Genomic DNA, 15,481 nt, shown 5'->3' on the forward strand with positions numbered 1-15,481 from the left:
TGAAAAGGCTTTCAAAAAAGATATGTAGACTATTCATATGTACTATGATTATTATTTAAAAAATAATAGAGAATATCTCCGATCATAGGTTTCCATGATTTCCAATTATGACTACCATTAAATTCATTGTAGACGTAAGTGACACGCTCATCTTGTTCAATAAGGTTTGATAGCTTTCTATTTGGAGTTAAAAAATCAGCTTGCTCACCAGTCGTTGGTAATTTAAAATCGACTTCATCTCTACCAATCGCATGCCAAATTGTTAATCGATTACGTTGCTTACATGTCTCAAATTTTTCAAGAACAGTATGATCTGAGTGCGGACTAAACATAGCTATTTGACTAAATATTGAAGGATAAGTCAATGAAGTAAGAAAGGCAATACTTCCAGCTAAACTATCTCCTATTAATAATCTAGAATTTCCCACTTTATATGTAGGAAACGTTTGATCAATGAAAGGTAAAAGTTCTTTAACTACTGACTGAATCGTCTTTTGACTACGACTACCTTGAGGATGAAACTCTTCTCTACGTTTCTCAACATCTTCATAATGAAATCCAACAATAATGGCACGTTCAATATGTTCTTCTTTTCTTAGACGTTCATATCCACGCTGAATCCTTCCAAATCGGAAAAAGTCCAATCCATCAAAACAAATAATCACCTGAGACTTAAATAATTCAGTAAAATCTTCTGGAAGATAAATCGACAATGTGATATCTCTTTCTAGAATTTTACTATTTAAAATATATTTATTAATTTTTCCAGCTTTAAATTCTTCCATATTATCCTCTCTCCTTCATATATATTCATATTGTATCAATTTTATTTATTAGTGACAGTGATATAAACGTTTATAATAAGCTTTTTTATTTTAGATTCTATATACTTTTTTAAGAGAATTAGGAATTGTTTAATTAAGCTCATATATTTTTATACAATTAAATATTATAATATAATTATTTTTTAGTTAATCAATTTTTCCTTTTTAACATCTCTTATTTAAGATATACTTATTACTAATGAATTGATTACTTTAGGAGGAAGTAAGTCTATGCTTAATAAAGTATGGTTTCGAACTGGAATTTTCTTAATCATCCTGTTCGTACTTATAAAGTTATTTATGGAAGTGCATAGTGTATTTACACCTATAGCAACTATTATAGGTTCAGTGTTTCTTCCATTCTTATTAAGTGGATTTTTATTTTATATCTGCTTACCTTTTCAAACACTTTTGGAAAAATGGGGTTTCCCACGTTGGACAAGTATTTTAACTATCTTTATCGTATTAATCGCTATTATCGCTATCGTAGTAGCTTTCATTGCTCCTATTATTATTTCTAATGTTAATAATTTAATCAAAGCAACACCAACTTTACAACGTGATGCAGAACAAGTGGTTAATTTCTCATTAAATCAAATGGATAAATTACCAAGTGATGTAACAGCGAAAATTAATTCAGCAATGAAATCAATCAGTGATAGTTTAACTGGTATATTAGCAAATTCAATCACTTATATCACATCTCTTATTTCAACCATTTTCTTATTGATTATGGTACCGTTCTTCTTGATTTATATGTTAAAAGATCATGAAAAATTTATTCCAGCAATTGGTAAATTTTTCAAAGGAGAACGTAAAGTTTTTGTTGTTGATTTACTTAAAGATTTAAATTATACCTTAAAATCGTATATTCAAGGTCAAGTTACTGTTAGTTTCATCTTAGGTATTATTCTTTATATTGGTTATAGCCTTATTGGGTTACCTTATACACCATTGCTTGTATTATTCGCTGGTGTAGCAAACTTAATCCCATTTTTAGGACCTTGGTTATCATTTGCGCCTGCTGCAATATTAGGGATTATCGATGGTCCATCAACATTTATTTGGGTCTGTGTTGTTACATTAATTGCACAACAACTTGAAGGTAATGTCATCACACCTAACGTCATGGGTAAATCACTAAGTATTCATCCACTTACAATCATTGTTGTTATCTTAGCAGCGGGTGATTTAGGAGGATTCACACTTATTTTAATTGCTGTTCCACTTTATGCAGTATTAAAAACAATAGCAAGAAATGTATTTAAGTATCGTCAACGTATCATTGATAAAGCAAATAGCGATGTTAAAGATTAAATTAATTATTAATGCTTTTTAATTACTTACTGCGGATAGAACATATTCTATTCGCAGTTTTTTTATGTCATATCATATTGAATAATATAAAGCTAGAAGAGGGATAAAATTCATTTTTAAGTCGCCGTTCCACATCATCAATGCATCCCCAATTTGCGTTGAACGTCGATGTTCTTATTGAAAGTTTCTATGTTCTAGCCTTGGAACTGAAATTGAATAAAGCTTGATACAAATGCATTTTCAATTCAGTCATCAACTGTCGATTTATAAAAAAAGTCTAAGACAACTCATTGTCTCAGACTCTTGAATTTATTATATATCTTATAACTATTTTTCAATTTAAACTTATTTAATTGCGTGGAAACCACTATCTACGTGGATATTTTCTCCAGTTACACCACTTGAAAAATCACTTAATAAATAAGCAGCAGTTTTACCCACTTCTTCTTGATCTACATTACGTCTTAACGGTGCACGTTCTTCAACTTCTTTAAGAATTAAATTCAATCCACCTACACCTTTAGCACTTAATGTACGAATTGGTCCAGCAGAAATTGCATTGACTCGAATATTATCTGGGCCTAAATCATATGCTAAATATTTAACATTTGCTTCAAGACTTGCTTTTGCTACACCCATCACATTATAGTTTTGAATTGCAAATTCTCCGCCTAAATAAGTTGTAGCTACAATACTACCACCATTCGGCATAATTTTTTTCGCTTCATGAGCTACAATTGTTAATGAATATGAACTAATATCTTGTGCAAGTAGGAATCCTTCACGAGATGTTTCAGAAAAACGACCACGTAAATCTTCCATATTAGCAAATGCAATTGAATGATAGACGCCATCAATATTTCCAACTTCTTCACCGATTTTCGCAAAGCCATTAATGACATCTTCATCTTTTTGAACATCTATTTGATAAAGATGATGCTCTTTTTGATTTAATTGATCTAATAATTTTTCTAATTCTTTTTTACTACGTTCTTTACGATATGTAAATACGAGATGCGCGCCTAATTCGTCTAATACTTTAGCTACGCCAAAACCAATACTACGTTTGTTAGCGATACCCATAATGACAAAGGTTTTATTTTCTAAATTAATCATATAAATTATCTCCTTATATTACTTTATATTAATCCGTTCATTATAAACGTTTTTAACATACATATTTTACCATTGTTAATAATATTTAATAAAGTAATAATAAATTTTCAAATCATCTCAATAAAAAGAGAGGTACACAAAGTAATGTATCTTTTTATGTTATTTTTCAAAGATACCCTTTATTTTGTCCTCTCTTTTAAATGGATTAATAATAAAATTCTAATTCAGATTTGAGTTCATCTACATATTCTTTAGAACCTGTTACAATTAAACGGTCTTTATATCTAAGTTGCGTATCTCCATGTGGTACAATGGATTCATTATTTCTAACAATACGTACAAATATGATATCCCCACCAAATGGGAAATGACGTAATAGAATATTTTCATATTTATAATTCAACATTTCAATTTCATATAGTGACGTTTCAACGTTACTTAAAATATTTAGCATATTTGGTGTTTCAATTAAACCTTTTAAGAAAATTTTATTACTAATAAAGTTACTAAATACTTCAATACCATCTGTTTTTAATTCTTCATCATCACCACTATTTTCTAGTCGACAAATAACTCTGTTTACACCATGAGATTTAGCTAATTTTGCTATCCTTTTATTTAAACCATCATCATTAGCAGAACACACGACAATATCTTGATTAAACAAGCCAAGTCTCTCTAATAAACTTTCTTCATATTCACTAATTTCAATGACAGTCACGTTGTCAGGTAAATTTCGCTTATCACTTAAATCTTTACGGTAAAACAACGTTATATTATATAACTGTGAAGTCAGATTTTGAACAATTGGAATAGTCAATTGATTTTTACCAATTAACGCAATATCAATTTTTCGGTTCACTTCATCTGGAATTGGGAATAATTTTTTAAATACAACAGGTACAAATACACATGTAATAATTGCACTTAATATTAATATCCCTGACATTTCAGAAGTAATTGCTTTTAATTCTTCAGCAATTTTTGCTGCAGCAATAACAAGCGAAAGTGTAGATGTTAATAAAAATGCTGATGCAATGGTTGTTTTAGTATCAAACCATCTTCGAATAAATAAGACAGGAATCAACTTAGAAACGATAAAGGACAATATAAGTATCGGAATTATAATAAGTAAAGAAGGTTCTTTAATTAAAGATGGTATATCTAAATCTACACCGACCATAATAAAGAATATCGGTATAAAGAATCCGTATCCAAATGAATCTAAAGTATGAATGATTTCTTCATCAGGTTTTAACAGTGATACAACTACACCAGCTAAAAAAGCACCTAATATATATTCAGCACCAACCCCCTCAGCAAGAGCAACGAGTAAAATGATTAATGCAAAAATGGCCCGTATGCCAATTTGTGTTGTACCACCCATTAAGCGTTGCATAAAATTTAACCGTTTAAATACAGAACCTAATAAATAAAATATTGCAGTAAACACGATTAAAATTGCAGATAGCCAAATTGACCCTCCGCCTTCACCATTAATTCCACCATAAATAGTTAATAAAACCATCGTAAATAAATCTGCTAATACTGCTACTAATAATATAAATTGTCCTATTGTTGTACGCATGATATTCATTTCTTTAAGTGTTGGCACGACTACACCCAATGAAATGGTTGAAATAATAATGACCATTAATAATACATCATCTACAAAACCTAACCATTTAAATGCAAATGCTAAAATGATTGAAAGCACCATTATTAATGAAAAAACTGTAAGTGCTAATTGTAAATGACTTGGTAAATTCTTTTCATTTTTATTAATACCCTGTCTCTTTCTTGTGTCTTTTTTAAATGCGCTAAAATCAATTTCCAGTCCACTTAAAAACATTAAAAAGATAAAACCTAATGTTGAAAGAATGTTTAACATTTCATCTTTGTGGACAAGTCCTAAAAATGAGTTTCCTATAATAATTCCCATTAATATTTCAGCTACGACAACAGGTAAAAAAGTGACGTTTAATCGATTAACAATAATCGGTGTAAGAAATGCTGCGACGACGACTATGACCAAAGAAAAAAATCCCATTTCATCCCCCTATGTTAGATATGACATAAATGTTGTTGCAAGGCCAAAATAAATTAACATACTTACAATATCATTGATAGTTGTAATAAATGGTCCGCTTGCGACAGCAGGATCGATATGAATTTTATTCATTAAGATTGGAATCATTGAGCCTACTAACGTACCTACTGTCATGGCAATAGTTAAACTTGCACCTACAATCAGTGCCAAGAAGGGTTGACGATAAATAATGACAATAATTAAGAATAAAATCACTGCACACACAAAACCAGTGATTAACCCACTGCCTGCTTCTTTTAAAGCTATTTTAAGTTTACTTTTTTCTTTAATATCACCATTAGAAATATTACGAACAGACACTGCTAATGATTGCGTTCCTGAATTTCCTGACATCCCACTTATAATAGGGATAAATGCTGCTAATAATGCAACTTGCGACAATGTATCTTCAAAACCACCCAGAATCGTTGCTGTTATCATACCTAAAAATGTTAAAATAATCAGCCACGGTAATCTCTTCAATGCTTTCTTAAATACTGATTGATCAGTAGATTTAGTATCAGAAACCCCTGCTAAACGTGAATAATCTTCATCTGCTTCTTCATTTACGACATCTAAAATATCATCTATTGTGATAATCCCTACTAAATGATGTTGATAGTCGATAACAGGCATGGCAATAAAGTCATAATCTTTCATTTTTTGAGCAACACGTTCTTGATCCTCTTCTACATTTACACTTACAACACGTTGAATCATTACTTCTTCAACATGAGCATCAATATTTGCTACAATTAAATCTTTCAAAGATAGAACACCTACGAGTTGACCGGCAGTATCAACGACATAAATCACATATATCGTTTCTGCGTCAGGTGCTTGACTTTTAACTAGCATGAGTGCCTCTTTTACAGATGTACCAATGTCCAATGAAATATATTCAGTAGTCATGATACCGCCAGCAGTATCTTCTTCATAATGTAATAACTTTTTGATTTTATCTGTGACTCTGTTGTCCATCAAAGCTAATAAACTGGCAACTTTTGAGTTAGATAATTCATTTAGAATATCAACTGCGTTATCTGTAGACATATTTTCTAATACTTCACTTGCATAATGTGCATGCATTGAATCAAATAATATTTCATATTCTTTCCCCTCAATATCTAATTGGTTAAAAAATCTACTCACTTCTTGAGGCGATAAAAATTCGAATATTCTTTGTCTATTCTGATTCGTTGTATTTTCAAAATATTCACTTTGTTCATATTGATGTAAAGTTAGAAATTCTTTTCTGAATTGATCTATATCATTGCGGTCTAAACTGTCATCTAACAGTTTTTGATTGTATACTTTATTATGTTGTATGCCAGTTGTTTCTGTATTTAATGACATCAAGTGTACCTCCTAATTTTAATTTACACTTTGATATATTTTTTCTAAGTTTTTATAATCTATAATAATCTCGATTTCTTTATTATATATTGGATGTATAAATTTTACTTTATAACACTGTAAAGATTATGTTTGAATCCGAGGATGAAAACCATCATATAAGTCATCCCCAATAAGTGGATGACCAATGTGCTTAAAATGAACTCTAATTTGGTGTGTTCGTCCAGTATGTAATTTAACTTCACATAAACTTGCACTGTGATGACTACTCAACGTTTTATATTCAGTTTTTGCATATTTACCGGATGGCGTAATACACCGAGTAATAATACTATCTTTATTTCTACCAATAGGTGCCTCTATCATAGATTGTTCTTTAGTTTTACCGTAACACACACATATATATCGTTTATCTATTTCAAATGTCGACATAAGATGATGAATATGACCATGTTTAGTAAAGATAACGATGCCCGTCGTATTACGATCTAATCTTGTAACAATATGAGGTACTACATATTGTACTTTATTCGTAGAATAATTTAAATAATACATCACGCGCTCAATTAAACTATCATGAGGATGTTCTCTTGAAGGTGCACAATTTAAATGTACCGGTTTTGAAACGATAATTAAATATGTATCTTCATATAATATTTCAATATGTTTGTTTGAAGGACGAAGATATGTACTCGGAACTTCTTCCGGCAGTTTAACAATAAGGTGATCATCTTTTTTCAACATATATCTAACTGTTACAGGTTGCCTATTAATAATTAAAGCGCCATCACGTTTAATGGCGCTAATTGTTTTCTTTGAATAATTATGACGTTGTAAAAATGTCTTAAGCATTTCTTCGCTATGAATATGGTATACAAATTTCATCAATCATCTTCACTTTCAATAAACGAATCATGAACTCTTTTCCAAAAAGGAAATGGTCTAAATCTAGCAAAACGAACTTTTTCATTTGCGACTCTAAATTGAATGTCGCTCACATTTTTATGTTTTAGACTGACATGATCAATTGTTGTTCTAATTGTATTATGATTTACAGGTGTAATCAAACATGTATGATGCTTTGGTAATACTAATGGTGAACCTACCGTTCTAAATACTCTATTATTAATAGATGCAATTTCAGCAATTTGTATGGCTTCAAGAGAAGGATGAATCAGTGCACCACCTAGTGCTTTATTATAAGCTGTCGATCCAGAAGGCGTGGAAATACATAGACCATCTCCTCTAAATCGTTCAAAATGTTTACCTCTAATTGCAACATCTGCTACTAATGTTGATCCATTTTCAGTTTTCATAGTTGCTTCATTGAGTGCTAGATAGCGTGTTTCATTCTTAGTGTTGTTATATTTAACAATAATTTCAAGTAATGGATATTCAATCACTTGAAATTCAGAATGATGAATTTCATCAATCAATTTTTCAACTTCATGAGGTAACCAGTCTGCGTAAAAACCTAAATGACCAGTATGTACTCCAACAAATGCTACATTTGATAACATATGACTATACTGATGAAAAGCTTGCAAAAGTGTTCCATCTCCACCGACAGATATCACTATTTCTGGATTTTCTGCATCCTCTATCATATGAAAAGAATTCATTTGATTCATCATTTTATGTTTAAGCGTGTTTGATTTAGAGTCACCTTTAGATAAAATCGTATAACGCATGTATTGACACCTCATCAGTCATGTTTTTTTGCACGTTTTTGAGTATAATATTTTTGAGCTTCTTGTATTTCCTCTTTAATTTCAGACATCTCTTCATCTAATAAGTAAGCCGCTTCAGCCGCTCTTTCTAGACGATGTTGTATCTCAGCAGGATAATCTCCATCATATTTGTATCTTAATGTATGTTCGATTGTAGCCCAAAAATTCATTGCTAATGTTCGAATTTGAATTTCAGCTAATATCATTTTTTGACCACTTAATGTTTCAATTGGATACTCGATAATTACATGATATGAACGATAACCACTTTGTTTTGTATTGTTAATATAATCTCTTTCTTCGACAACTTTAAAATCTTGACGTTGTCTAAGCATATTAACAACTACATCAATATCATCAACGAATTGACACATCATCCTTAAACCAGCTATGTCGTACATTTCTTCACGTAATCGATCAAAAGGAATTCCCCTTTTATTCGCTTTGTCAATGATACTTGTAATAGGCTTTACACGACCAGTTACAAATTCAATGGGTGAGGCGTTTTCTCCAACTTCATATTGCTTACGTAAGCCTTTTAATTTCACTTTTAATTCATCGACTGCTTGTTTATATGGTGTTAAAAATTGCTCCCATTGATTCATATGGTTCCACTCCGTTTCACTTTAGTTCGAAAGTTTCTTCAACTGCTGAAACAAACTCCTTACCATAGTTATTATTTCCTTCAACATTTTCTAGGATATAACTTAACTCATCTTGAAAATGTTCTAATTCTAATTCATCGTTAATAATTACTTTTTTATCTCTATTATTATGTAACATTGACCACGTCTCTTGTACAAAAATCAAATATGAATACGACGAGCCATCATCTAATAAATAAGCAAAACTAAAATTATCACTATCTACAAGCATTTGTCCTACTTCATCTAATCCATCAGTTGGATCTTCTGAGTAGCAATAAATGCTATCATCTTTGATTTTAATTTCATTTACATATATACGCATGCTTGTTCCTCCTTATTATTCCTTATTAGTTTAACATAATTTAACTTTCAAACACACATTAGAGTACCATAGTTCAAGTATGCTCTAAACGATTAAATATTTAGCTCTATATATTTTATTTTTAGTATTGTTATTACTTTAATTTTTTACAAATGTCCGTCATAATGAACTACAATAATATACTAAAGATTTTCTAATGAGGTGTAATTATGAGTACTAATAATGAAATTGAATTTAAGCAATTAATTGATTTCAATACATATAACGCGATTAAAGCTTCTTATTTTAAACAACTCACACCATTCACTCAAATCAATTATTATATTGAAACACCTAGTTTTAAACTACGTGATCATCGTTCTGCTTTAAGAATACGTGTTAAACAAAACAGATTTGAAATCACACTAAAAGTACCAGCTAAAGTTGGCTTGATAGAATATAATCATCCAATCGATATGAAGCCTCATATTGGACAAACAATTGTCAAATCAACATTACCTAATGATATTCAAAACATTCTTACTGAATTTGATATTGGAGAAAACGAATTAAGTGTTTTAGGTGCATTGACAACTGAAAGACTAGAAGTTGAATTTCAAAATGAACTATTAGTATTAGATAAAAGTCAATACTTTGATAAAACAGACTATGAATTAGAATTTGAAGTCAATGATTATCAAATAGGCTTTGAAAAATTTCAAAATTTATTAAAACAATTTAACTTAGTTCACGAGCCACCTAAAAATAAAGTTCAACGATTTTTTGAATATCAAGCTCAATTATAATAGATGTGAGATAAACTTGTGAAAAGTCAAATTACTTTTAAATGTAAAAATTCATGTTATATTAGAAATACATTAATAGAAATGGGTGATACTATGACTACAACACCTTATGATGTAATAGGAGAAAAAGCTTTGTATGATATGATTGATTATTTTTACTTTCTTGTAGAGAATGATCAAAGAATCAACCATTTATTTCCTGGAGATTTTAAAGAAACAAGTAGAAAGCAAAAGCAATTCTTAACACAATTTCTAGGAGGTCCTGATTTATACACTCAAGAACATGGTCACCCAATGTTAAAAAAGAGACATATGGCATTTAGAATTACTACTTATGAAAGAGATGCATGGTTAGAAAATATGTATAAAGCAATCAATAAAGCTCAATTTCCAGCAGGAGTTGGCGAATACTTGTATGAAAGATTGTGTTTAACTGCTAACCATATGGTGAATTCCTAAATATAATTGAAGGTGAGTTAAACATGGCTGAAGAACTTAAAATTGTAGATAATGCGAGTCGTGAAAGCACTAATCTGTCACCTGTAAATAAAATAGAAATTTATTCATTCTTTGATCCCTTTAATAAAGATTGTTTTAAATTATCCGCAATTATTTCTAAATTAAGAATTGAGTATAATCAATATATTCGAATCAGACATATTTTGAATCCTTCATTAAAGGTTTTGACTAAATGTCAAGCTCAAAGTACTTCAGATTTTGATAATATTGCTTTAGCATATAAAGCTGCTGAATTACAAGGTAGATTAAGAGCGGAACGTTTTATTCATTTAATGCAGAACGAAATTATACCAAAAAAAGATATTATCACTGAAGAAATGATTTGTAATTGTATTAAAAATGCTGGTTTAGATTATGATGTTTTCAAAGAAGACTTACAAAAAAATAAACTTACCGAAAGTTTAAAAATAGATTTGCATATTGCAAGAGAAATGGAAATTGAACAAGCGCCTTCACTTGTATTTTTTAGTGAAGATGTGCATGAAGAAGGTTTGAAAGTCGAAGGTCTTTATCCTTACCATATTTATACTTATATTATTAATGAATTAATGGGATGCCCTATCGAAAAAGAATTACCTCCAAATCTCGAAACTTATATTCAATCCAAACAATTAGTAACGATGGAAGAACTGCTTACTATTTATGAGTGGCCGGAAAAGTTACTCGTAAAAGAATTAAAAAAATTAGCTTTACAACAAAAAGTTGAAAAACTAAATTATCCTGACGGCGAATTTTGGCAATCTAAAATGCCTAAGAAATAACAAAGAGCGATCACTTATATGAAGTGTATCGCTCTTTTTATATTAAATTGATTTAATAATTAAGCATAAAAAAAACGCCGTGTCTGATTACACGACGCTAAACAAAGGGGATGGGAGAAATTTTTCACTTCAAACAAAGGGGTATGTTTGTTATGTGATTAATTTCATGTATATAATATAACACGCTCAAAACGTCGTTTCAATATTAAACTACATTTCCATCCGAAATGTCACAAATTAGACACATTGAAAACGAATACACTATTTTTAGTGCTTCATTAATTTTTCAAATGCTTCTAATTTTTGTTCAAAAACTTCACACGCTTGCTCTATAGGTTCTGGTGTAGTCATATCTACACCTGCATTCTTAAGAATCTCAATTGGGTAATTAGAACTACCTTTTTTCAAGAATTCATTTATATATCTTTCAACAGCAGGTTGTCCTTCTGTTAAAATTTGATGACTTAAACTTTGAGCTGCACTGTATCCAGTTGCATATTGGTACACATAATAATTCATATAGAAGTGTGGAATACGAGACCACTCTTTACTAATATGATCATCTGTTTCTACCACATCACCAAAGTATAGTCTATTTAATTTAGCGTACTCTTCATTCATACGAGTTGATGTTAATGGCTCTCCCGCTTCCTCAATTTGATGAATTTTATGTTCAAATTCAGCAAACATAGTTTGACGGAATAATGTTGCTCTGAAACGCTCAAGTTCTTGGTTTAGTAATAATAGACGTCGATCATCATCTAAATGTTTATCCATATAATCACTTAGTAGAGCTTCATTACATGTTGAAGCAACTTCAGCTACAAAGATAGAATAATCACTAGAGTTTGATGGTTGATTTTTACGACTAAAGTAACTATGTGCAGAATGTCCAAATTCATGCACAAGTGTATATAAATCAGAGATTGTATCAGACCAATTTAATAAAATAAATGGATTAGTTAAATGTGCGCCTGAAGAATAACCACCTGAGCGTTTTCCTTTATTCTCATAAACATCTACCCAACGATGATTTAAACCTTCTTTAACTACATCTAAATATTCTTTTCCCATTGGTTCTAGCGCTTTTAGCATCCATTCTTTAGCTTCGTCATATGGCATTTCAAATTTAACATCTTTAACTAATGGAGTATAAATGTCATACATTTTCAAATCATCAATACCCAAAAGTTCTTTTCTCAATTGAGTGTATTTATGCAACAATGGAAGATATTTATGAACTGTTGCAACTAAATTATCATATACTTCTTCAGGAATATGGTTATTACTTAAAGCGCGTTCACGTGCCGTTTTATAGTTATGCGCACGAGCATTGAAAATATTTTTCTTAACTTCACCAGCTAAAGTTGAGCCTAATGTATTGTTATATGCACCATACGCTTCATATAAGTTGTTATAAGCTGACTGACGTAATTCACGATCATCTGATTCTAAATATTTAATAAATGTACCTTGTGTTAAAGGATGTTTTTTTCCATCTTTATCTACTGCATCTTTAAATTCTAAATCAGCATTACTAAACATGCCATAGACATTTTCTGGAGTTGATAATGCATCTTGCGCTTGGGTTAATAATTTTTCTTTATCAGCATCTAAAATATGTGGACGTTTTTCATTAATTAATTTCAAGTCAAATGCATAACGTTTTAAATCATCGTTACTCTTAATAAAAGATTCTAATTTTTCTTCATCAATTTGCAAAATCTCTGGAACTAAGAAACTCCATGCTGAGCTAATTTTTATGATGAGTTGATGCGCACGAGATTCAAAACCAGTATATTTATCGTTAGATGTATCTTGGTCTTGTTTTAAATGTGCATAAACATACACCTTTTCTAATTGTGTTCCAATCTCATCTTCTAAAGCTAAAGCATTATATAAAGTTTTAGCACTATCTCCTAGATGTCCTTTAAATTGTTCTTCTTTACCTAGGTAACTTTCTACCTCTTTTAATGCTTTTTCAAAAGCTTCATCGCTTTCAAAAATAGTTGTTAAATCCCAAGTTTCATTTGGATATTTTCGTTCTTGCTCTTCTCTAGTAAGTTGTTGACTCATACATGTACCTCCTAAATGAATTAATGTTATAATTTTCTCATTCTTTTATTTATTTTGCACGTTTAAACTCCCACTTACTTGTTGAATATAATCATCTATTAACTTTAAAGTAATTTCTTCTTTATTAATATCCTGTAGATAAAATTGTCTGAATTTCAAATACGACATTAAATAATGCTTGGGAAGGTTATGTTTTAACAACAACTTAAGCTTGAGTTGCCATTGTACTGGATGATTTTCAATAAAAATTTGATACGAAAAAATATAACCTGTATCTCTACATATCTCATCGTCAGTTATTTGTAATTGATACATAGCACTTAAAGACGGTTCTAACACCGAACGTTTTTTTCTACAATTAAAAATATAACGACTGATATGTCTATTTGACAATTTATAACAATATGACTCATTCTTTTTTTCATTGAATGATAATAATTCAGAAATTTGAATAATTCGTCTATGCGCAATAAATTTTCGGCCACCAATATGTTGTATATTGACATACTTTACTATCAGTTGTTTTTCATGCTCCCAACTATATAACGTTCTATCAATCGGATTAATGAAATAAGCTTGAAACGTGTTCAAGTATAAATAACCCTTACGATATTGTAATTGTTCGATAAGCCAAATAACTGCAACTCCAATTTGTTCAAATCCTCTTGATCGAGATTTAACCTCTTTTATACTTATTCTTGAAAATTGAACTTCTATAGCTACTTTAGCATCCACAAGAATATCAGGATACTGCATAATTTTAGAAAAATAAGGTTCTATTTCAACATTAAAGTGATATTGTTTTAAACGTTGAGCAATAAAAAATTTAACGTAGTAATGTTTTTCTGTTTCATTTTTCATGCATCTTTTTTTAATTTGAGAGACATGGGCAAAATGCGGAATCTTTTTTAACCCTTTTTTTAAAAGAAGTTTTTTTTTGCAATATGGACATCGGTATTCTTCAGTAATGATGGCTTGATGAGCATATACGGTTTCATTATTACGATTAATCGCTACTAACATGCATTCACCTCATACTATTAAACGTTTAAGATGATCCATTTACTTTTAAAAAAGAGAGTAGAAAAGAAATTTATTTTAAATTTCTTCTCTACTCTCGATTAATCGTTATATATTATTCTACTGAATCAGTAAAATAACGACATACTTGTGAAGTAACATTATGACTCATAATAATTTTAGCGTAATCATTTAAATACACTTCTGTCTTATCACTAGGATAAGCGAATTCAAGTAATTGACTGTAGCTATCATTAATTGTCTCTTGGCTAACAGTACTATCGAAGTGAATTGCATAGTAGTAATGTGAATCACTCATATACAATAAATCTTCAAACTCATCTGTAGATAGATTATGATGATAAGCGTAATGAATGACTTCTTCTAAGTCTTCAAATTTCACAATAATTGTTCTTAAACTAGAATGTTGTTGTGATGGTTTACGTTTAGATTTATGTGCTTGTTTTTGTTGTGCACGTTGTTCAAATAAATCTTCAATACTTTCTTCTTGTTCTAATGTATTAGCTAGCAATTCATTCACTTGTTCCTCAAATTGCTCATTTGCATGATCATCTGACATGTTCATTGCTTCTTCATTTTTAGATTTAGAGATTGTGACTTCCACACCTTTTTCAAATGCATGTACTTGAATCCAAAGAGGTCCTTCAACCACAAAATCTTCTTCTTCATTAATCTCGTCCATCATTGACCAAAAGAATTCTTCACCACGCTTACGATTTGTCCATAAATCTTCACGACTAAATCCTCTTGCTTCAATATCACCATAAGTTATAAATAATTTCACAGTTGTGTCGTCAACGCGTTCTATTCTCATATCATCTCACTCCTTACAGTCGATGAATAGTAACCATATTGTATTAGAACGTAAGTTAAATTACAATTTATTTGTTTGATTAAA

Annotated in this window: 14 protein-coding genes and 1 pseudogene; 4 read left to right on the forward strand and 11 right to left on the reverse strand. The window is 30.2% G+C overall.

Annotated elements, in window-relative coordinates; genetic code table 11:
* Positions 1 to 29: 29 nt before the first annotated feature.
* Positions 30 to 785, reverse strand: coding sequence for an esterase family protein (locus BDW25_RS03105; protein ID WP_133944807.1), 756 nt, complete (start codon positions 783 to 785; stop codon positions 30 to 32).
* Between the two features lie 270 nt (positions 786 to 1,055).
* Between BDW25_RS03105 and cozEa the strand changes: the two genes are divergently transcribed.
* Positions 1,056 to 2,141, forward strand: a complete 1,086-nt coding sequence (gene cozEa / locus BDW25_RS03110; RefSeq protein WP_133944809.1) for a lipoteichoic acid biosynthesis protein CozEa — start codon at positions 1,056 to 1,058, stop codon at positions 2,139 to 2,141.
* Between the two features lie 345 nt (positions 2,142 to 2,486).
* Here the strand turns inward: cozEa and fabI are convergent, their stop codons facing one another.
* From fabI to BDW25_RS03145, 7 genes and pseudogenes are all read right to left on the reverse strand, one after another.
* Positions 2,487 to 3,257 (reverse strand): enoyl-ACP reductase FabI, encoded by a 771-nt coding sequence (gene fabI / locus BDW25_RS03115; protein WP_064207289.1) that lies wholly within the window; start codon positions 3,255 to 3,257, stop codon positions 2,487 to 2,489.
* Positions 3,258 to 3,462: 205 nt separating this feature from the next.
* Positions 3,463 to 5,307 (reverse strand): monovalent cation:proton antiporter family protein, encoded by a 1,845-nt coding sequence (locus BDW25_RS03120; protein ID WP_064207290.1) that lies wholly within the window; start codon positions 5,305 to 5,307, stop codon positions 3,463 to 3,465.
* 9 nt (positions 5,308 to 5,316) lie between these two features.
* Complete coding sequence (mgtE, locus tag BDW25_RS03125; protein ID WP_133944811.1) at positions 5,317 to 6,702, reverse strand: magnesium transporter; 1,386 nt, start codon at positions 6,700 to 6,702, stop codon at positions 5,317 to 5,319.
* A gap of 18 nt (positions 6,703 to 6,720) precedes the next feature.
* Positions 6,721 to 7,587 (reverse strand): annotated as a pseudogene (locus tag BDW25_RS03130) (RluA family pseudouridine synthase).
* Positions 7,587 to 8,393 carry an NAD kinase gene (locus tag BDW25_RS03135; RefSeq protein ID WP_133944813.1) on the reverse strand — a complete coding sequence of 269 codons (807 nt, stop codon included), beginning with the start codon at positions 8,391 to 8,393 and terminating at the stop codon, positions 7,587 to 7,589. The pseudogene BDW25_RS03130 and the gene BDW25_RS03135 overlap by 1 nt, the downstream one beginning before the upstream one ends.
* A 14-nt stretch (positions 8,394 to 8,407) precedes the next feature.
* On the reverse strand, positions 8,408 to 9,037 hold the full coding sequence (gene yjbM / locus BDW25_RS03140; RefSeq protein ID WP_002448222.1) for a GTP diphosphokinase: 630 nt from the start codon (positions 9,035 to 9,037) through the stop codon (positions 8,408 to 8,410).
* Positions 9,038 to 9,053: 16 nt separating this feature from the next.
* Entirely contained in the window at positions 9,054 to 9,401 is a 348-nt protein-coding gene (locus tag BDW25_RS03145; RefSeq protein ID WP_002448177.1) for a UPF0738 family protein, read from the reverse strand.
* A gap of 209 nt (positions 9,402 to 9,610) precedes the next feature.
* Here BDW25_RS03145 and BDW25_RS03150 point away from each other — a divergent pair, with 209 nt between their 5' ends.
* The 3 genes from BDW25_RS03150 to yjbH all read left to right on the forward strand — a co-directional run bounded on the left by BDW25_RS03150 (position 9,611) and on the right by yjbH (position 11,466).
* The gene (locus BDW25_RS03150) at positions 9,611 to 10,186 is read left to right on the forward strand and encodes a CYTH domain-containing protein (RefSeq protein ID WP_002488319.1); all 576 of its coding nucleotides are present in this window, start codon (positions 9,611 to 9,613) and stop codon (positions 10,184 to 10,186) included.
* Positions 10,187 to 10,279: 93 nt separating this feature from the next.
* Positions 10,280 to 10,645: a truncated hemoglobin YjbI gene (locus BDW25_RS03155; protein WP_002488336.1), complete on the forward strand. Its 366-nt coding sequence runs from the start codon at positions 10,280 to 10,282 to the stop codon at positions 10,643 to 10,645.
* A gap of 23 nt (positions 10,646 to 10,668) precedes the next feature.
* Positions 10,669 to 11,466 (forward strand): protease adaptor protein YjbH, encoded by a 798-nt coding sequence (gene yjbH, locus BDW25_RS03160; protein ID WP_002488369.1) that lies wholly within the window; start codon positions 10,669 to 10,671, stop codon positions 11,464 to 11,466.
* 267 nt (positions 11,467 to 11,733) lie between these two features.
* Here the strand turns inward: yjbH and pepF are convergent, their stop codons facing one another.
* From pepF to mecA, 3 genes are all read right to left on the reverse strand, one after another.
* Entirely contained in the window at positions 11,734 to 13,542 is a 1,809-nt protein-coding gene (pepF, locus tag BDW25_RS03165; protein WP_133944815.1) for an oligoendopeptidase F, read from the reverse strand.
* A 45-nt stretch (positions 13,543 to 13,587) separates the two neighbouring features.
* A complete protein-coding gene (locus BDW25_RS03170; RefSeq protein WP_133944817.1) occupies positions 13,588 to 14,565 on the reverse strand; it encodes a competence protein CoiA in 978 nt (325 codons plus the stop codon).
* Positions 14,566 to 14,677: 112 nt separating this feature from the next.
* A complete protein-coding gene (gene mecA / locus BDW25_RS03175) occupies positions 14,678 to 15,397 on the reverse strand; it encodes an adaptor protein MecA (RefSeq protein WP_133944820.1) in 720 nt (239 codons plus the stop codon).
* Between the last annotated feature and the right edge of the window lie 84 nt (positions 15,398 to 15,481).

It is taken from the genome of Staphylococcus sp. AtDRG32 (assembly GCF_004365845.1).
GTDB lineage: Bacteria > Bacillota > Bacilli > Staphylococcales > Staphylococcaceae > Staphylococcus > Staphylococcus hominis.

Coding starts and splice junctions, on each gene's coding strand:
- BDW25_RS03105 (WP_133944807.1), bottom strand. CDS start 785: ATGGAAGAATTTAAAGCTGGAAAAATTAATAAATATATTTTAAATAGT.
- cozEa (WP_133944809.1), top strand. CDS start 1,056: ATGCTTAATAAAGTATGGTTTCGAACTGGAATTTTCTTAATCATCCTG.
- fabI (WP_064207289.1), bottom strand. CDS start 3,257: ATGATTAATTTAGAAAATAAAACCTTTGTCATTATGGGTATCGCTAAC.
- BDW25_RS03120 (WP_064207290.1), bottom strand. CDS start 5,307: ATGGGATTTTTTTCTTTGGTCATAGTCGTCGTCGCAGCATTTCTTACA.
- mgtE (WP_133944811.1), bottom strand. CDS start 6,702: ATGTCATTAAATACAGAAACAACTGGCATACAACATAATAAAGTATAC.
- BDW25_RS03135 (WP_133944813.1), bottom strand. CDS start 8,393: ATGCGTTATACGATTTTATCTAAAGGTGACTCTAAATCAAACACGCTT.
- yjbM (WP_002448222.1), bottom strand. CDS start 9,037: ATGAATCAATGGGAGCAATTTTTAACACCATATAAACAAGCAGTCGAT.
- BDW25_RS03145 (WP_002448177.1), bottom strand. CDS start 9,401: ATGCGTATATATGTAAATGAAATTAAAATCAAAGATGATAGCATTTAT.
- BDW25_RS03150 (WP_002488319.1), top strand. CDS start 9,611: ATGAGTACTAATAATGAAATTGAATTTAAGCAATTAATTGATTTCAAT.
- BDW25_RS03155 (WP_002488336.1), top strand. CDS start 10,280: ATGACTACAACACCTTATGATGTAATAGGAGAAAAAGCTTTGTATGAT.
- yjbH (WP_002488369.1), top strand. CDS start 10,669: ATGGCTGAAGAACTTAAAATTGTAGATAATGCGAGTCGTGAAAGCACT.
- pepF (WP_133944815.1), bottom strand. CDS start 13,542: ATGAGTCAACAACTTACTAGAGAAGAGCAAGAACGAAAATATCCAAAT.
- BDW25_RS03170 (WP_133944817.1), bottom strand. CDS start 14,565: ATGTTAGTAGCGATTAATCGTAATAATGAAACCGTATATGCTCATCAA.
- mecA (WP_133944820.1), bottom strand. CDS start 15,397: ATGAGAATAGAACGCGTTGACGACACAACTGTGAAATTATTTATAACT.